Annotated in this window: 21 protein-coding genes and 2 tRNA genes; 5 read left to right on the forward strand and 18 right to left on the reverse strand. The window is 66.5% G+C overall.

Annotation, left to right across the window (positions count from 1 at the left end):
* Window position 1: 1 nt before the first annotated feature.
* Genes rplP through rpsJ form a run of 9 tightly spaced genes read right to left on the reverse strand, consistent with a single transcriptional unit; the run spans window position 2 to window position 4,721 of the window.
* A complete protein-coding gene (gene rplP / locus AC2YG9_RS12920) occupies window positions 2-433 on the reverse strand; it encodes a 50S ribosomal protein L16 (protein WP_271068540.1) in 432 nt (143 codons plus the stop codon).
* Between the two features lie 5 nt (window positions 434-438).
* Entirely contained in the window at window positions 439-1,197 is a 759-nt protein-coding gene (rpsC, locus tag AC2YG9_RS12925) for a 30S ribosomal protein S3 (RefSeq protein WP_487298385.1), read from the reverse strand.
* Complete coding sequence (gene rplV / locus AC2YG9_RS12930; RefSeq protein WP_487298386.1) at window positions 1,197-1,577, reverse strand: 50S ribosomal protein L22; 381 nt, start codon at window positions 1,575-1,577, stop codon at window positions 1,197-1,199. Before rplV ends, rpsC begins: the two co-directional genes overlap by 1 nt.
* A 2-nt stretch (window positions 1,578-1,579) precedes the next feature.
* Window positions 1,580-1,858 carry a 30S ribosomal protein S19 gene (gene rpsS, locus AC2YG9_RS12935; RefSeq protein ID WP_271068537.1) on the reverse strand — a complete coding sequence of 93 codons (279 nt, stop codon included), beginning with the start codon at window positions 1,856-1,858 and terminating at the stop codon, window positions 1,580-1,582.
* Window positions 1,859-1,860: 2 nt separating this feature from the next.
* Window positions 1,861-2,700 (reverse strand): 50S ribosomal protein L2, encoded by an 840-nt coding sequence (gene rplB / locus AC2YG9_RS12940; protein WP_487298387.1) that lies wholly within the window; start codon window positions 2,698-2,700, stop codon window positions 1,861-1,863.
* 3 nt (window positions 2,701-2,703) lie between these two features.
* Window positions 2,704-3,000: a 50S ribosomal protein L23 gene (locus tag AC2YG9_RS12945; protein ID WP_487298388.1), complete on the reverse strand. Its 297-nt coding sequence runs from the start codon at window positions 2,998-3,000 to the stop codon at window positions 2,704-2,706.
* A complete protein-coding gene (gene rplD, locus AC2YG9_RS12950) occupies window positions 3,000-3,641 on the reverse strand; it encodes a 50S ribosomal protein L4 (RefSeq protein WP_487298389.1) in 642 nt (213 codons plus the stop codon). The genes AC2YG9_RS12945 and rplD overlap by 1 nt, the downstream gene beginning before the upstream one ends.
* Window positions 3,641-4,399 carry a 50S ribosomal protein L3 gene (gene rplC / locus AC2YG9_RS12955; protein WP_487298390.1) on the reverse strand — a complete coding sequence of 253 codons (759 nt, stop codon included), beginning with the start codon at window positions 4,397-4,399 and terminating at the stop codon, window positions 3,641-3,643. The genes rplD and rplC overlap by 1 nt, the downstream gene beginning before the upstream one ends.
* Window positions 4,400-4,412: 13 nt before the next feature.
* Window positions 4,413-4,721 carry a 30S ribosomal protein S10 gene (rpsJ, locus tag AC2YG9_RS12960; protein ID WP_004616952.1) on the reverse strand — a complete coding sequence of 103 codons (309 nt, stop codon included), beginning with the start codon at window positions 4,719-4,721 and terminating at the stop codon, window positions 4,413-4,415.
* 476 nt (window positions 4,722-5,197) lie between these two features.
* On the opposite strand from rpsJ, the gene AC2YG9_RS12965 reads away from it, so the two are divergent.
* Window positions 5,198-5,458, forward strand: a complete 261-nt coding sequence (locus AC2YG9_RS12965; RefSeq protein WP_487298391.1) for a hypothetical protein — start codon at window positions 5,198-5,200, stop codon at window positions 5,456-5,458.
* A gap of 87 nt (window positions 5,459-5,545) precedes the next feature.
* Here the strand turns inward: AC2YG9_RS12965 and AC2YG9_RS12970 are convergent, their stop codons facing one another.
* The 8 genes from AC2YG9_RS12970 to AC2YG9_RS13005 all read right to left on the reverse strand — a co-directional run bounded on the left by AC2YG9_RS12970 (window position 5,546) and on the right by AC2YG9_RS13005 (window position 11,965).
* A complete protein-coding gene (locus AC2YG9_RS12970) occupies window positions 5,546-6,412 on the reverse strand; it encodes a GIN domain-containing protein (protein ID WP_487298392.1) in 867 nt (288 codons plus the stop codon).
* A 164-nt stretch (window positions 6,413-6,576) separates the two neighbouring features.
* Window positions 6,577-7,443 (reverse strand): transcriptional regulator, encoded by an 867-nt coding sequence (locus AC2YG9_RS12975; protein ID WP_487298393.1) that lies wholly within the window; start codon window positions 7,441-7,443, stop codon window positions 6,577-6,579.
* A gap of 12 nt (window positions 7,444-7,455) precedes the next feature.
* Window positions 7,456-8,616 carry a GNAT family N-acetyltransferase gene (locus AC2YG9_RS12980; protein WP_487298394.1) on the reverse strand — a complete coding sequence of 387 codons (1,161 nt, stop codon included), beginning with the start codon at window positions 8,614-8,616 and terminating at the stop codon, window positions 7,456-7,458.
* A 95-nt stretch (window positions 8,617-8,711) separates the two neighbouring features.
* Window positions 8,712-9,401, reverse strand: coding sequence for a right-handed parallel beta-helix repeat-containing protein (locus AC2YG9_RS12985; RefSeq protein WP_487298395.1), 690 nt, complete (start codon window positions 9,399-9,401; stop codon window positions 8,712-8,714).
* Between the two features lie 77 nt (window positions 9,402-9,478).
* Complete coding sequence (locus AC2YG9_RS12990) at window positions 9,479-10,372, reverse strand: lipid kinase (RefSeq protein ID WP_487298396.1); 894 nt, start codon at window positions 10,370-10,372, stop codon at window positions 9,479-9,481.
* 123 nt (window positions 10,373-10,495) lie between these two features.
* The gene (gene tuf / locus AC2YG9_RS12995; RefSeq protein WP_487296206.1) at window positions 10,496-11,686 is read right to left on the reverse strand and encodes an elongation factor Tu; all 1,191 of its coding nucleotides are present in this window, start codon (window positions 11,684-11,686) and stop codon (window positions 10,496-10,498) included.
* A 47-nt stretch (window positions 11,687-11,733) separates the two neighbouring features.
* Window positions 11,734-11,807 (reverse strand) — tRNA-Gly (locus AC2YG9_RS13000).
* Between the two features lie 74 nt (window positions 11,808-11,881).
* A tRNA-Tyr gene (locus AC2YG9_RS13005) sits at window positions 11,882-11,965 on the reverse strand.
* 86 nt (window positions 11,966-12,051) lie between these two features.
* Between AC2YG9_RS13005 and rlmB the strand changes: the two genes are divergently transcribed.
* The 3 genes from rlmB to AC2YG9_RS13020 all read left to right on the forward strand — a co-directional run bounded on the left by rlmB (window position 12,052) and on the right by AC2YG9_RS13020 (window position 15,775).
* Window positions 12,052-12,894 (forward strand): 23S rRNA (guanosine(2251)-2'-O)-methyltransferase RlmB, encoded by an 843-nt coding sequence (gene rlmB / locus AC2YG9_RS13010; protein ID WP_487298397.1) that lies wholly within the window; start codon window positions 12,052-12,054, stop codon window positions 12,892-12,894.
* 253 nt (window positions 12,895-13,147) lie between these two features.
* A complete protein-coding gene (locus AC2YG9_RS13015; RefSeq protein WP_487298398.1) occupies window positions 13,148-14,947 on the forward strand; it encodes a hypothetical protein in 1,800 nt (599 codons plus the stop codon).
* A 78-nt stretch (window positions 14,948-15,025) separates the two neighbouring features.
* Complete coding sequence (locus AC2YG9_RS13020) at window positions 15,026-15,775, forward strand: TerC family protein (RefSeq protein ID WP_487298399.1); 750 nt, start codon at window positions 15,026-15,028, stop codon at window positions 15,773-15,775.
* Here AC2YG9_RS13020 and AC2YG9_RS13025 read toward each other — a convergent pair.
* Entirely contained in the window at window positions 15,772-16,002 is a 231-nt protein-coding gene (locus tag AC2YG9_RS13025; protein WP_487298400.1) for a hypothetical protein, read from the reverse strand. The two genes, AC2YG9_RS13020 and AC2YG9_RS13025, sit on opposite strands and share 4 nt — an antisense overlap.
* 133 nt (window positions 16,003-16,135) lie before the next feature.
* Between AC2YG9_RS13025 and AC2YG9_RS13030 the strand changes: the two genes are divergently transcribed.
* Window positions 16,136-16,726, forward strand: coding sequence for an anthranilate synthase component II (locus tag AC2YG9_RS13030; RefSeq protein WP_487298401.1), 591 nt, complete (start codon window positions 16,136-16,138; stop codon window positions 16,724-16,726).
* Window positions 16,727-16,737: the final 11 nt, after the last annotated feature.

Raw genomic sequence — 16,737 nt, forward strand, 5'->3', positions numbered from 1 at the left:
TCTAGTGCTCCGCGCCGACGCCAGCGTCGATACGCGTGACGATGCGGGTCTTGATCGGCAGCTTGGCAGCGCCGAGCTTCAGGGCGTCACGGGCGATATCGTCGGCGACGCCGTCGATTTCGAACATGATCCGGCCGGGGTGAACGCGAGCGGCCCAGTAATCCACGGCGCCCTTGCCCTTACCCATCCGGACTTCAGCCGGCTTGTCGGTGACCGGCAGGTCCGGGAAGATCCGGATCCAGACGCGGCCCTGGCGCTTCATGTGGCGGGTGATCGCGCGGCGGGCCGCTTCGATCTGGCGAGCCGTGATGCGCTCCGGCTCGACGGCCTTCAGGCCGTACGAACCGAAGTTCAGCAGGGTGCCACCCTTGGCGGTGCCGTGGATCCGGCCCTTGAAGGCCTTCCGGTACTTGGTTTTCTTCGGAGACAGCATGTCGTTTAAGCCTCAGCTCCACGGCCGCGGTCGCGACGCGGGCCACGGGGGCCACGGTCGTCACGGTCACGTCCGCCGCCTTCACCGGCGGGGCCCGATTCCGAGGCCAGACGCTTGTCCAGGGCCATGGGATCGTGATCCAGCACTTCGCCTTTGAAGATCCAGGTCTTCACGCCGATGATGCCGTAGGTGGTCTTGGCTTCAGCGAAGCCGTAGTCGATGTCCGCACGCAGGGTGTGCAGCGGAACGCGACCCTCGCGGTACCATTCCATCCGGGCGATTTCAGCGCCACCGAGACGGCCGGCCACGTTGATCCGAACGCCCTTGGCGCCCAGACGCATGGTCGACTGCATCGTGCGCTTCATGGCGCGGCGGAAGGCGACCCGGCGCTCGAGCTGCTGGGCGATGTTCTCGGCCACCAGCTGGGCGTCGGTTTCCGGCTTGCGGATCTCGACGATGTTCAGGTGCACTTCGGCGTTGGTCAGGGCCGACAGGTCCTTGCGGAGCTTGTCGATATCGGCGCCCTTCTTGCCGATGATGACGCCCGGACGGGCGGCATAGATCGTGACCCGGCACTTCTTGTGCGGACGCTCGATGATGATGCGCGAGATACCGGCCTGGTACAGGCGCTTCTTCAGCTCACGACGGACCTTGATGTCTTCGTGCAGGAGACGACCGTACTCGGCGCCGTCGGCGAACCAACGGCTGTCCCAGGTGCGGTTGATGCCGAGGCGAAGCCCGACCGGATTGACTTTCTGACCCATCAGGCGGCCTCACCCAGCTCGCGGACCACGATGGTGATCTCGGAAAACGGTTTCTCGATCCGCGAAGCCCGGCCGCGAGCGCGCGGCGAGAAACGCTTCATGATCAGGTTCTTGCCCACAAACGCTTCGGCGACGACCAGGCTGTCGATGTCGAGGTTGTGGTTGTTCTCGGCGTTGGAGATGGCCGAGTACAGCGCCTTGCGGACGTCCTTGGCGATGCGCTTGTGGCTGAATTCCAGCTCGTTCAGCGCCCGCTGGACCCGGAGGCCGCGGATCGACTGGGCGACCAGGTTCAGCTTGCGGGCCGAGGTGCGCAGGGTGCGCAGCTTGACCATCGCTTCGGTGCCGGGAAGGCGGCGTTGAGTCTTGGGCTTGCTCATCGCTACTTCCTCTTGGCCTTCTTGTCGGCCGCGTGGCCCGGGAAGTTACGCGTGGGCGCAAATTCACCGAACTTCATGCCGACCATGTCTTCCGACACGATCACGGGCACATGCTTCTGGCCGTTGTGCACGCCGAACGTCAGACCGACGAACTGCGGCATGATGGTCGAGCGACGCGACCAGATCTTGATCACGTCCTTGCGGCCGCTGGCTTGGGCCGTATCGGCCTTCTTCAGCAGGTAGCCGTCGACGAACGGACCTTTCCAAACGGAACGGGTCATCTCTAGCGGGCCTTCTTGGCTTTGTGACGGCTACGGATGATGAACTTATCCGTGGCCTTGTTCACGCGGGTCTTGGCGCCCTTGGTCGGCTTACCAGCCGGGGTCACCGGGTGGCGACCGCCGCTGGTGCGGCCTTCGCCGCCGCCGTGGGGGTGGTCGACCGGGTTCATGGCAACGCCGCGAACGTGCGGGCGGAAGCCCATGTGACGAACGCGACCAGCCTTGCCGAGGTTCTGGTTCATGTGGTCCGGGTTTGACACCGAACCGACCGTGGCCATGCAGCTGTCCTGGACCATGCGCAGCTCGCCCGATTGCAGGCGGATCTGGGCGTAGCCGGCGTCACGACCGACCAGCTGGGCGTAGGCGCCAGCCGAACGGGCGATCTGACCGCCCTTGAGGGGCTTCAGCTCGACATTGTGGATGATCGTGCCGATCGGCAGACCGCTCAGGGGAGCGGCGTTGCCGGGCTTCACGTCGACCTTGGCCGAGGCGATGACTTCGTCACCGACCTTGAGGCGCTGCGGAGCCAGGATGTAGCTCAGCTCGCCGTCGGCGTACTTGATCAGGGCGATGAAGGCCGACCGGTTGGGATCGTATTCCATGCGCTCGACCGTCGCCGCGACGTCGAACTTGCGACGCTTGAAGTCGATGATGCGGTACAGGCGCTTGGCGCCGCCGCCGCGGAAGCGGACGGCGATCCGGCCACCGCCGCCACGGCCGCCCTTTTTGGTCAGACCCTCGACGAGGCTCTTTTCCGGGCGACCCTTGTGGAGCTCCGAACGGTCGACCAGCACCAGCTGGCGACGCGACGGAGAGGTCGGTTTGAATTGCTTCAAGGCCATGACTTAGAGCCCCGTGGTGATGTCGATCGACTGGCCTTCGGCCAGGGTCACGATGGCTTTTTTGACGTCGTTGCGACGACCGATCCGACCACGGAAACGCTTGGTCTTGCCCTTGACGTTCAGGGTGTTGACCTTGGTGACCGTGACCTTGAACAGGGCTTCAACGGCGGCGGCGATCTCGTCCTTGGTCGCCGTATCGGCAACGCGGAAGACCACCTTGTTCTGTTCCGACAGGATCGTAGCCTTTTCGGTGATCACCGGGGCCAGGATGGTGTCGTAGTGACGAGCGGTGACGGCCATTACGCGGCTTCCTTCTGATCGGAGAAGCGAGCCGAGATAGCCTCGATCGCCGCCTTGGTCAGAACCAGCTTCTGGCGGCGCAGCACGTCATAGACGTTCAGGCCGGCGTTCGGCAGCACGTCGATGTTCGGAATGTTGCGGGCGGCCAGCTTGAAGTTGGCGTCCACTTCCGGACCGGCGATGACCAGAGCGTTGGTCAGACCCAGGCCGCCCAGGGTGGCGCGCAGAGCGGCCGTCTTGGCTTCGGTCAGGGTGACGTTGTCGAGGATGACCAGCGAACCGTCCTTGGCTTTCGAGGAAAGCGCATGACGGAGAGCGAGGGCGCGGACCTTCTTGTTCAGATCGAACGCATGGCTGCGAACGACCGGACCGTGGGCCTTGGCGCCACCAACGAACTGCGCGGCACGGCGCGAACCGTGACGAGCGCCGCCGGTGCCCTTTTGCTTGTACATCTTCTTCGAGGTCCGGGAGACTTCGTTCCGGACCTGGATCTTGTGGGTCCCGGCGCGGCGCTTGGCCAGCTGCCAGGTCACGACGCGCTGCAGGATGTCGCCGCGGATCTCGCCGATGCCGAAGATGGCGTCGTCGAGGTCAACGGAGCCGGCCTTGCCGCCGTCCAGTTTGATGACGTCGATTTTCATTATTCAGCACCCTCGGCCGACGCTTCGGCGGCCGGAGCCTCTTCAGCGGGGGTTTCAGCGGGAGCGGCGGCGGCTTCCTGGCCGGCCTTGCGGAAGGCGCCGGGGACCGGAGCTTCTTCAGGGCGGGCGGACTTAACCGCGTCGCGGATCTTCACGTAGGAGCCTTCCGAACCGGGAACGGCGCCCTTCACCAGGATCAGGCCGCGCTCGGCGTCCACTTTCCAGACGGTGATGTTCAGGGTGGTGACGGTTTCCTGACCGAGGTGGCCAGCCATCTTCTTGCCCGCGAAGGTCTTGCCCGGGTCCTGCCGTTGACCGGTCGAACCGTGGGCCCGGTGCGAGACCGAGACACCGTGGGTGGCGCGCATGCCGCCGAAGTTCCAGCGCTTCATGGCGCCGGCGAAACCCTTACCGACGGTGATGCCCTGGATGTCGACCTTCTGGCCGGCGACGAAGTGGTCGGCGGTGAACTCCGCGCCCACATCGATCAGAGCGTCTTCGTCGACGCGGAATTCGGTGACGATCCGCTTCGGCTCGACCTGAGCCTTGGCGAAGTGGCCACGCATGGCGTTGGAGGTGTTCTTCGGCTTCTTCGCGCCAGCGCCGAGCTGGAGAGCGACGTAGCCGTCACGGTCCTGGGTCTTGTGACCGGTCACGGTGCAGCCGTCGAGCGACAGAACAGTGACGGGGACGTGCTGGCCGGCTTCGTCGAAGAAGCGGGTCATGCCAAGTTTCTTGGCGATCAATCCGGTACGCATCGGTTCGATCCCCTTACAGCTTGATCTCGACGTCCACACCGGCGGACAGGTCGAGCTTCATGAGCGCGTCCACGGTCTGCGGGGTGGGGTCGACGATATCGAGCACGCGCTTGTGCGTGCGGATTTCAAACTGCTCGCGCGACTTCTTGTCGACGTGGGGCGAGCGGTTCACGGTGAATTTCTCGATCAACGTCGGCAGGGGGATCGGCCCCCGGACGGTCGCGCCGGTCCTCTTGGCCGTATTGACGATCTCGCGCGTGGAATGGTCCAGCACGCGGTGGTCAAAGGCCTTGAGCCGGATGCGGATGTTCTGACGATCCATATCGCTCTTTCATTCCCAACAGACGGCGGCCCGTCCGCGTGATCTCGAACCATTTCAAAGACCAGCCCAAACGCCTCGAAAGACGTCCGGATACGCACAAGTCCGCAAAAAACGAGAGGCTCGCGCTGGTTGCCCGGCGAGAGCCTTTTCAGCCAGAAACCCCGAATGGGTCCCTGGTGTTTCTGCGCACCGCGTCTGCCCAAGGGCACTGCCGGTCCAACAGGAGGCGCGCTAATACCCCTCGAATCCCGGTGCGTCAAGGCTTGTGGGCCGTTTCGCTGAACAGGATCGACGGGCGTCACACGCCGGAGCGGGCTCTATAAAGAGATTCCGGAGGGACACCAGTCGAAACGGCGCGAACCTGGAGAAATACCTGCGCGCCCGGACTCGAAAGCCAACCCTGACGCTCAATATGGGTTGCAATATAGGATTGTCGTGCGACCATCTTCTCGCGAAACGGGAGGATTGCCATGTTGATGAAGAAGCTGGCCATCGGGGCCATGGGGCTGAGCATGTTCTTGCTAGGGCCGGCCGCCGCCTTGGTCACGCCTGAGCTGGCGCGCGCGGATCCCGCCAGCACCTGCGTTACCCAATGTGTAAACCGCTGGGCTGGGGCTCAGGACCAGTGCCGCCGCGCCATGCCTAACCTGCCAACGAACGATCAGCTGATCGACTACGGCAACTGCATGTGGGAGGCCGACTATGTTTTGGGCTCCTGCTTGCTCGGCTGCCCCTAGGGGTAGGCCCAGCAGCGGCTCACAAGCAAAGAAGGGCGCTCCGGCAACGGAGCGCCCTTCCTCTTCAGGCTCAATCGTGAAGGACGATCAGTCCTTCTTCATATCGAACTCGCCGACGTGCACGGCGCCGGAGCCCATGACCGACTTGTCGACCGAGCCGGCCTTGGTCACCCACAGGTCGCCCGAGCCCATGAAGCTGGCGTCGACCTTGGTCGCCTCGCCGGCGAAGCGGACGTCACCCGAACCGGCCACGGAAACATCGACGCTGTCGGCCTTGCCGCCGTAGATGCGGATGTCGCCCGACCCGGCGATGGAGACGTCGAGGTTGCCGTTCAGCGAGGCCATGATGACGTTGCCCGAGCCGGCGATGGAGATGTCGGCCATGCCGGCCACCGCCTTCAGCTTGGTGTCGCCCGATCCGGCGACGCTGAGGTCCAGCCCGCCGACATCACCGGCCAGCACGTCGCCCGAGCCCGCCTGGGCGATGTCCAGCTTTCCGGACACGTTGGCGATGGTCCAGTCGCCGCAGCCGGCGTTGGCGAAGTTCACGCTGTCGGCCCGGCCGATATAGCCCCAGACCGCGCCGGAGGAGCCGACGTCGACGTTTTTGGGCGTGTAGATGACGACTTCCGGCATGTCCTTGTACTTGATCACGCCGACGTCCTTGATCTCGGCGGTGGCGGCTTCGCCCGTGCCCGTGCAGTTGCGGATCTTGTTCCACTTCAGGTCGCCGTCGAGGATGGTCCGCTCACCCTTCTTCTCGACCTTGAGGACGAGGCGGGGATCGTTGGTCTTGACGACCACCTGCACGTCGGTGCGGTCCTGCGGCACGACGGTGACGCGGGCGACGGCGTTCTTGATGACGACGCGGTGTTCACGGTCGCCGGCCGATGCGGCGGTGGCAGTGGCGACGAGCGCCAGGGCGGCGAGCCCGGCAGTGGCGATGAGGCGCATTGGGTTTGTCCCTCCTGAATGGTGAGGGAACGCTAGGACCGACCGTGCGGCAAGGCAGCTTAATTCGAGGTCATGACCAATGTTTCATGTCCGACCTGAAACAAACGAGCGCGTTCCGAGAAGTCGGAACCGGTTCTCGGGACAAACGCGCGACCAAGGAAAAACTACGCCGCCTTCTTGCCCTGGGCCGAAAGCTCGAAGCTGCGCTCGTAGTCCTTGATCAGGTTGGGCGCCAGGTTGGCCTTCTTCATGGCCAGCGACGCCGCCCACAGGGCCGCGCGGGCCGCCGCCGGCGTGTGCTCCATGGCCGCCGGCTTGACGCCGTAGCGACGCAGAACGCCGTTGGCATAGTGGGCGCCGCGCATCAGGCGGGTGCCCCAGGTCTGGAAGTCTAGCGACAGGGAGACATTGAACACCCCCTGGTTCTCCACCCGGTGCGGCGCATACAGCGGCCAGGTCAGGGCCTGGCCCGGCTGCAGTTCAACGACCTGGGCGTCCTGGTCGAACGCCATGCGGTAGGGCAGCTCCTCGGCCTGCACGCGCATGATCACCTTCTCGATCGACGATTGCGGCTGGTGCGCCTCGTCGGTCGGGTAGACCCACAGCTTCTTCACCCCGCGCAGGTGGAACAGCACCACCCCGGCGGCGTCGAAGTGGTAGGGCACCTTGGTCTGCGGCGAGGACAGGATCAGCTGGCCGGTGACCTTGATCGGTTTGACGCCCAGGTCCTCGGCGATGGCGTCGAACTGCGGCTGAATGTGGCTCCACAGCTCCGGATGGGCCTCATGCGCGTCGCGCAGGTTGATCCAGACCCGGCCGCCCTTGATGGCGTCCAGCAGGGTCGCCCCGTCGGCCCGGCCCCGCTCGCCCGTCGCCAGGCTGACCTGGCCCTCGGCGTCGTAGCTGTAGGCGTTGATATCCAGCAGTTCGGCCGGATAGCAGTCCAGCAGCGCCGCCAGGGCCTCATCGGAGGCCAGGCCCGTCTCATGGATCTTGTGATCGTAGACCTTCGGTTGCGACAGCCAGCTCATGGTCTCATCCCGTCAGAGGCAAAGGGTGGAGGCGGCCAGCATCAGGCTGGCGGCAGTCTGGGAGCGGCCGCGGCCGGCCATGGCCTGGGCGGCGACGCTGAGCGCCCGCACCCGGCCGAGCGTCGTGGTCTCGCAGGCGTCGATGGTGGCCCAGCGGCGGCGCACGCTCTGCGCCAGACCTCCTGGGGCAAGACCCGACAACGCGCCGAGGGCCGAGGGGCCGCCGGCATGGCCGACGCCCTCCCAGACCTCGCGGGTCAGATCGCAGAAGTACTTCTTGTAGGCTTCACCCTCGAAGCCGAAGTCGTAGAGGCCGGTCCCCTCCCCGGCCGCGTCGTGCGCCTGCATGGTCGCCATGCTGAGCAGCATGCCCGGCGAGTAGCGAGCCGCGTCCGCCTCATAGGCCGGCAGCCAGAAGTGATAGTGGCCGCCGCCCTTGAGACCCAGCTCATAGGCCATGGGCCGGTCACCGGCGTAAAGCACGGCCAGCCGCGCCCCGAAGTCCAGGCTCTGGTGGGTCAGCAGGGCCCGCAGCATGTCGACGGTCCAGCCGCAGGCGAAGATGTCGTGGCGGCGGGTGCGCTGATACTGCGCCTGCTTCAGCGCAATCAGCCGGTCGAAGTGGCTCAGGTCCCCGGTCGCCGTCTCGACGCGGATCGGCCCGAGGTCCCGCTCGAACGAGCGCCGCGCCCGCTCCTTGTCCTTGAAGAACTTGCTGAACGTCGCCTTGCGTCCAGCGTACCAGCCATCCCAGCCCTGCGAAGCGTCGGCCAGCAGGGTGCGGGCCCGGGTGCGGCCCTCGCTCTCCTGCGCCGGGCCGGTCCAGCCGGTGGCGGTGAAGGTGCGGGCCCCGAGCAGTTCGGCGGCCTGGTCGATGGAGACCGCCAGGTCCGGCCCGGCGATGACCGCGTGATAGTCGTTGAGCGGCGCGCCCAGCGCCTGGGCCGCGCCACCCCGCCGCTGGTGCGGCAGGAAGCCGACCACTGTGCCGTTCCGATGCAGCACGGCCAGCCTGGCTTCCGGCGCGACCTGGCCGGCGACAGCGGTGAAGTCGGGATGGAAGAAGGGCGATTCAAGCGCCGTGTTGCTGGCGGTCCAGCCCAGCCATAGCGAGCGCTCGGCGGGGCTCAAGGCCTCCGTCCCGACGATCTCGACCTGTAGCTGGCGACCCAAAACGAAACCCCTTCAGTCTTTCTGACCGAATTCCCGCAAGCGGTGTGCCAGTTCGCTTTACGGGAGGGGTGACGAAGGTCGGGTTAAGGAACGGGCTATTTCAGCGGGATCTTCGGCAGCAGCGTCCCGTCGGCGGTGTTGTGGTTGATAACGTTGTCGCCGTAGGACCGCACGAAGGCCGTGCTCTCGATGACCACGTCATTGCCGGTGATGGTCAGGCCTCGGATCAGCACCTCGGTGCCGAACACGTCCGCCTTGATGGCCACGCGGTTGTCCGCCAGCGTCGAGCGCACGATGGTCACCTTGGCCGTGCCCGCCGCCTTCACCGCCGCGCCGTTGCCCGGGCCGGCGCCCTTGAAGCCGCGAATGACGGTGTTTTCGATCAGCACCGACTTGGCGGCGACGATGTTGACCCCGTTCAGGCCATCACCCTTGCCCTCGATGATCAGGCCCCGGATGTAGACCACGGCGGTCGGCGAGTTGATGGTAATGCCGTTGGTCAGGCTGGCCAGGATGCCGCCCTCGTTGCCCTCTGCGACGATGCTGATCGACTTGGTGATGGTCACCGCCCCGAACCCGCCTGGATCCAGCACGCTGATCTCGCCGCCGGCGGCTGTCTTCGAGATGGCCCCCGCGAAGGTCTTGCACGGCGCGGTGCGGCTGCACGGATTGACGTCGTCCCCGACCCCGGACACCCAGGTCCGGCTCGCCTGGGCGGCGGCGGGTGAGGCGACGAGCGCGGCGCCCATCAGGGCGGCCACAACGATAAGCAGACGCTTGATCATGGGAAGTCCCTCCAACCGAGACCTCATGAGCGCACATCTTGGGGCCAACGCCAACTCCCGATCCCGGGGACGCCTCCTCAGGGCGCGAACACCTCGATCGCCGCCGGCCGCACGATGAAGTGGGCGGGGGTTTCGGTGACGATGTCGCCGTCGACGTTGATCGGTCGCGGCGTCCGGGTTCGAACGTCGAACTCCACGCATTTTGAGGTCTGGACCTCGGCCCAGAGGCCGTGGCGGCCCTGACGAAAGGCGCCGAACAGGAGGGCAAGCTTCCACACGGCGCGGGGTTCCAGGCTGTAGAGGTCCAGGTGGCCGTCGGCGATGCTGGCCTCTTCGTGAATGATCGAGCCTCCGCCGTAGTGACGCCCGTTGCCGATGGCGACCTGCAGGGTCCTGACGGCGACGGTTTCCTGTCGATTGATGATCTCGGCGTCGAAGGGGCGGGCGGCGAACAGCACCTCCATGGCGCGGATCGCGTAGGCCAGCCGGCCCCAGCGCCGCTTGCTCTCCGCTGTCAGCCCCCGGGCCAGGTCGGCGCTCAGTCCAAGGCTGGCGACATTGAAGAAGGCGTGGCCGTTCACCTCGCCCATGTCGATGCGCTCTGTCCTTCCACGCACGATGATGTCGGCAGCCGCGCTGAGGTCCAGTGGCAGGCCAAGCGTGCGGGCCAGGTCGTTGGCGGTCCCCAGCGGGAGGATGCCCATGGGAAGGCCGGCCTGCAGCAGGCCCCGCGCCGCCGCCGCGATGGTGCCGTCGCCGCCACAGACGATCACGAGGTCGATCTCGGCTGCGCGCCGCACGATATCGGGCGAAACCTCGGCAGGTGAGGTGAACTGCTCGACGGTGACGTCGATGCCGCCGGCGGCGAGCCGCGGGACCAGGCCCAGCGCCTGCGGACCCCTGCGGGCATTGGGATTGACCAGCATGAGGGCGCGGCGACGCGGCGGCGAAGGCGGGGGGTCAACAGTCACAGGCGGCACTGTACAGATTTCCGGCCGCGAGGGCGCTCTCCCCCCGGCGTCGATCCGACAATAGCAAAAGGGCCCGGATTTCTCCGGGCCCTTCGCTTCAGTCAGCCGTGAGGCTGAGAGAGATTACTCGACGATCTTGGCCACGACGCCGGCGCCGACGGTGCGGCCGCCTTCGCGGATGGCGAAGCGCAGGCCCTGGTCCATGGCGATCGGGGTGATCAGCTCGACGTCCAGTTCGGCGTTGTCGCCCGGCATGATCATTTCCACGCCTTCGCGCAGCTTGATGATCCCGGTCACGTCCGTGGTCCGGAAGTAGAACTGCGGACGGTAGTTGGTGAAGAACGGGGTGTGACGGCCGCCCTCTTCCTTGGTCAGGATGTAGGCTTCAGCCATGAACTTGGTGTGCGGGGTGATCGAACCCGGCTTGCACAGAACCTGGCCACGCTCGACGTCTTCACGCTTGGTGCCGCGCAGCAGAACGCCGACGTTGTCGCCCGCTTGACCCTGGTCGAGCAGCTTGCGGAACATTTCGACGCCGGTGCAGGTCGTCTTCTGCAGCGGACGGATGCCGACGATCTCGACTTCCTCGCCAACCTTGACCACACCCTTTTCGATACGGCCGGTGACCACGGTGCCGCGGCCCGAGATCGAGAACACGTCTTCGACCGGCATCAGGAAGGGCAGGTCAACCGGGCGTTCCGGCTGCGGGATGTAGGCGTCAACCGAGGCCATCAGGTCCAGGATGCGCTGTTCGCCGATTTCCGGGGTCTTGCCTTCAACGGCGGCCAGGGCCGAACCCTTGGTGATCGGGATGTCGTCGCCCGGGAACTGGTAGGACGACAGAAGCTCACGAACTTCCATCTCGACGAGCTCGAGCAGCTCTTCGTCATCGACCATGTCGACCTTGTTCATGAACACGACCAGAGCCGGCACGCCGACCTGACGGGCCAGCAGGATGTGCTCGCGGGTCTGGGGCATCGGGCCGTCGGCGGCCGACACCACCAGGATCGCGCCGTCCATCTGGGCGGCGCCGGTGATCATGTTCTTCACATAGTCGGCGTGGCCGGGGCAGTCGACGTGGGCGTAGTGACGGTTGGCCGTCTCGTATTCCACGTGCGCGGTGTTGATGGTGATGCCGCGGGCCTTTTCTTCCGGCGCCGCGTCGATGTCGGCGTAGGACTTGGCGGTCGCGCCGCCCGACTTGGCCAGCACCATGGTGATGGCCGCGGTCAGCGTCGTCTTGCCATGGTCAACGTGACCAATGGTGCCGATGTTGCAGTGCGGCTTGTTACGTTCGAACTTTTCCTTGGCCATCGTCTCTATACCTTCGCGCCGGCGGGCGGGTTTCTGTGATCGGGAACTGGAGCGGGTACCGGGAATCGAACCCGGGTATTCAGCTTGGAAGGCTGCTGTACTACCATTGTACTATACCCGCTTATCCGGCAGGGCGCCGAAACTCCCATTGGTCAGCTTGGAAACCGCTCGTCGCGAAGGAATGCCTGCAGCGCGTGGTGGGGGAAGAAGGACTCGAACCTTCGAAGCTTTCGCAGCGGATTTACAGTCCGCCCCCTTTGCCGCTCGGGACATTCCCCCAGCGCGCATGCAGGCATTTCCTTGGCGGCGCGGCCCCTTCCGTCGTAACGGGAAGAACCAGGGCCCCAAAAGGAGCGCGTCTTATAGTGTCCTCATCCCGGGAACGCAACGACCGGAAACAACCCTTTCGCGGAAACTCGCAAAAGGGCGAAAAGCCAAGCCACACAAGGGGTTCAGGCCGCCCGAGCGGTCCGGACGGCAAGGATTGGCTGTGGGGCGTGCATGCGATCGAGGCCGCTCTGGCGAATCCCGCGCGGGGCAAACCGCGCCGGATCATCGCCACCGCCGACCGCGCCAAACAGCTGAACGCCCGCTTTGGCAAGCTGGAGGTCGAGATCGTCGAGCCGCGTGACATCGACCGCGCCCTGCCCCCCGGCGCCGTGCACAACGGCGTGGCCATGAAGCCCGATCCGCTGCTGCCACTCTCTATAGAGGAGATCGGCGATCCGGCGTCCGGCATGCTGGTCATGCTCGACCAGGTGACCGATCCCCAGAACGTCGGCGCCATCTTCCGCAGCGCCGCCGCGTTCGGGGCAAGGGGCGTCATCCTGCAGGATCGCAATGCCCCGGCCCTGACCGGCGCCCTCGCCAAGGCGGCGGTCGGCGCCGTCGATAAAATTCCGCATGCCTCGGCGGTCAATCTCTCGCGGGCGCTGGAGACTCTGAACGAGATGGGCTGGCGCATCGTCGGCCTGGCCGGGGAAGCGACCCAGACCCTCGAATCCGCCCTCGACGGCTCCCCCACCGTTATTGTCATGGGTTCGGAGGGCGAGGGCCTGCGACGACTGGTCGCCGAACACTGTGACGTGCTGGCCAAAATCCCCATGCCCGGGGGGTTCGAGAGCATAAATGTGTCAAACGCCGCCGCTATCGCACTCTATGAGTGCAGCCGCATTCGCGCTCCGGGGGAAGAGGTTACCCAAAAGTGAATTTTCCCTTTTGACTTCGCCTCAAGGCGTGATTTGCTCCGGCTTCCGTTGCCGGCGAGCGAATTATCGCCGGAGACATATCGCGATGGGTTCGGGGGTTCCGGTGGCGAACAAGTGGTTGATTTCAACGGCATATGCCGTGTCGTGCGTTGCGTTGCTTGGCCTTACCGGCTGCGGCGGTAGCGCCCCCGACGATGGCTACGCTGGTCCAGCGCCGTCGTCCTACGAGGAAAGTCGCCCGACAGGCGAATTGATGGGCGGCAAGCCCACCTCGCCTCCCCCGACCGACGGTCTGGCCGGTGGCCCCGCCGTCCGTGGCATGGCCGCCATCCCCAACCCGGAGAACCTGCCGCTCGAAGAGCGCCGCCGGATCTATGGCAACAAGTACGATCACCTGAAGTACCGCCCCCTGCCCGGCGCCGGCGACTACGCCCAGGCACAGCCCGGCAAAGGCGGCGCGAAGGCCCCGTCCAAGGCCCTGCGCTCCTACCGCAACGCCCAGGGCATCTGGGTGGTCCACAACGACCCCATCGCCAACCCCGAAGACATGACCGCCGCCGAGCGCCGCCGCATCTACGGCAAGCGCTACGCGCCGGGGCCGAAATCGAGCCCCAAGCGCAGCTGGACCGTCTGGAAGCCTAAGGCCAAGGCCGCCCCGAAGGTCGCCGCCGCTCCGGCCGCCAAGGCTCCGCCGCCCAAGGTGGTGGTCGCCAAGCCGGCGCCGCCGAAAGCCGCCGTCGCTCCGGCCAAGCCCAAGGTCGCCGCCGCTCCCGCGCCCAAGCCCGTCGTGAAACCGGCCCCGGCGCCGGCCAAGGTCGCGCCGCCGGTCGTCGCCAAGGCCGCGCCCGCTCCGGCCCCCGTGGCCAAGCCGGTCGTTCCGCCGCCGGTCGCCAAGGCCCCGGCCGCCGCACCTGCCAAGCCGATCGATCCCAAGATGGCCGCCCTGTCGACGGCGGTCAGCGCCGAAGCCATCAAGGGCGCCACCCTGACCGTGCCGGACAGCCTGGCCAAGGGTGAGGAATCCAAGGTCACCCTGGCCCTGCCGGTCAATCTGCTGGACGTCATCCAGTCGGAAGCCGCCAAGCTGGGCCTGACCAAGGCCGCCAGGAAGTCTGAAGTCTCCGCCACCCTGACCGGCGAGGGCTACACGATCACCCCGAACGCCGCCCAGACCCAGGCCCTGAAGAAGGGCGAGGCCGCCACCTTCAACTGGCAGGTCAAGCCGGGCGACGGCGAGAAGACCCCGCTGAAGGCCACCGTCGAAGGGGCCCTCAAGGGCCAGAAGGGCGCGCCGAAGACCTTCTCCATCGCCACCCTCGAGCAGGTGGTCGCCAACACCATCGAAACCGGCAAGTCGCAGGCCAAGAAGCTGGGCTTCAACCTCGACAAGCTGGCCATTCCCGGCCTGAAGCCGATCAAGATCGGCGAGACCGTCATCCCGCCGGGCGCCACCACGGCCGCCATCATCGCCTTCGTCATCGGCCTGATCCTGTTGGCCATGGCCCGCAGCGGCGCCGGTCGCCGGGCCCGCGACGAGCGTCGCCGCAAGTTCCGCACCATGACCGACTACGGCCGCGTCGAGCCGGAAGCGACACCGGAGAAGGATCATTCGGTCAATCCGATGATCGCCGCCGCCGGGGGCGCCGCCGCCGGAGCCGCCGCAGCCATGACCTTCGGGCATCATGACGACGACCACGGCAAGGCCGAGGCGGTGCATGACGACCACGGCGCCGACCATCACAGCGACACCGCGCCGATGACCTTCCACAGCGAAGAGTCGCACGACGCCCACGCGGACCATGGCCATGGCGATCATGGTCATGCGGCCCCGGCCCATGACGACCACGGGCATGGCGCCCACGCCGCGCCGGCCGACCATGGTCACGACGCCCATGCCGCCGCCCCGGCCCCCGACGCGCACGGCCACGACGCCCACGGCCATGACGGCCACGGTCACGACAATCACGGCCACGCCGCCGATGCTCATGGCCATGACGACCGCGGCCACGCGGCTCACGACGATCACCACCATCGCGAACCCGAGCACGCCTGAGGGCAATTCGGGACGCGACCTGAAAAACGTCAGCCGTCGGTCCTTGCAAGGGATCGGCGGCTGACGCATTGAGGGCCCATGTTAGAGAGCATTCTTGGACCCGACCTGGCGAGCGCGGGCGCCGCCCTCCTCCAGGTCCTGATGATCGATCTGGTGCTGGCCGGCGACAACGCCGTCGCCGTCGGCCTGGCCGCCGGCGGCCTGCCGCAGGAACAGCGCAAGAAGGCCATTCTCTACGGCCTGATCGCCGCCGTGGCCCTGCGCATCGGCTTCGCCCTGATCACCGTGCAGCTGCTGGCCGTCATCGGCCTTCTGCTGGCCGGCGGCGTGCTGCTGCTGTGGGTCTGCTGGAAGATGTGGCGCGAGATGCGCGACACCGCATCCGATGGCGAGGAGCAGGCTCAGGCCGCGCTGGACGACGACCCGAACACGGTGCCGCAGGTCAAGCCGGCCAAGTCGTTCAAGTCCGCCTTCATCCAGATCCTCATCGCCGACGTCTCGATGAGCCTGGACAACGTCCTGGCCGTCGCCGGCGCCGCCCGCGAGCACCCGGGCATCATGGTCTTCGGCCTGCTGCTCAGCATCGCCCTGATGGGCGTGGCCGCCACCTGGATCGCCAAGCTGCTGCACAAGCATCGCTGGATCGGCTACGTCGGCCTGGCCATCGTGCTCTACGTGGCCCTGCACATGATCTGGGAAGGCCATCGCGAGGTCGTCGCCCGCACCCGCAACGAGGCGGCGTATAACGCGGTGGTCCCGGGCTTCATGGACATCACCCCCGCCGAGGCGGCCAAGTACCGCCAGGAAGGGCCGCCCAAGGCCCACTAGCCGGCGGGAATATCCACCCGCGATTTGGGCAGGTCCCCGCCCGGCGCCGGCGCGGTCAGCATGGCGAAGGCCAGGGCCAGCGAAGCCACGGCCAGCAACGCCCCCGCTCCGATCGCCGCCCAGGTCGAGTCTTTCGGCAACGGCGGCTTCAGCAGGCCGCGCGCATAAGCGATGGCCTCGGGCTCGATAGCCGTGGGGTGAACGGGCAGCGCGGAATCGGCGGGCATCGGCCAATCATCGCCGCCCGCCCCCGCAAAACAAGTCCCCCATCGGCGCGGCCGGCCCTCTTCCAGTTTTTCGGCGCCGGCTTCAACGAATGCGCCCGTTCCCCTCGCCCATCATCCCCGCTAGAAGCGACCCATGATCCTGGTGATCGATAACTACGACAGCTTCACCTACAACCTCGTCCATTACCTGAACGAGCTTGGGGCCCAGACGCTTGTCCGGCGCAATGATGCGCTGACCGTGCAGGAGGCGCTCGGCCTTCGCCCGGCCGCCATCCTGCTGTCGCCCGGTCCCAAGGCCCCGGCCCAGGCCGGCATCTGCCTGCCCCTGCTGCGCGGCGCCCCGGACGACATGCCCATATTCGGCGTCTGCCTGGGCCACCAGGCCATGGGCGAGGCCTACGGCGGCGATGTGATCCGCGCCAAGTCGATCATGCACGGCAAGACCAGCCCGGTGCTGCACGAGGGGGCCAGCGTCTTCAAGGACCTGCCCAGCCCCTTCACCGCCACCCGCTATCACAGCCTGGCCGTCGACCGCGCGACCCTCCCCGCGGAACTGGAAGTCACCGCCTGGACCGAGGACGGCGAGATCATGGGCCTGGCCCACAGGACCCGCCCCGTGCACGGCGTGCAGTTCCACCCCGAAAGCATCGCCACAAACTGCGGCCACCAGCTGCTGGGCAATTTCCTCGATCTGGCCAATGTGCCCCGAACGGCCATGGTCTAAGAACAGCCGTG

The organism is Caulobacter sp. SRI_014 (assembly GCF_057586315.1).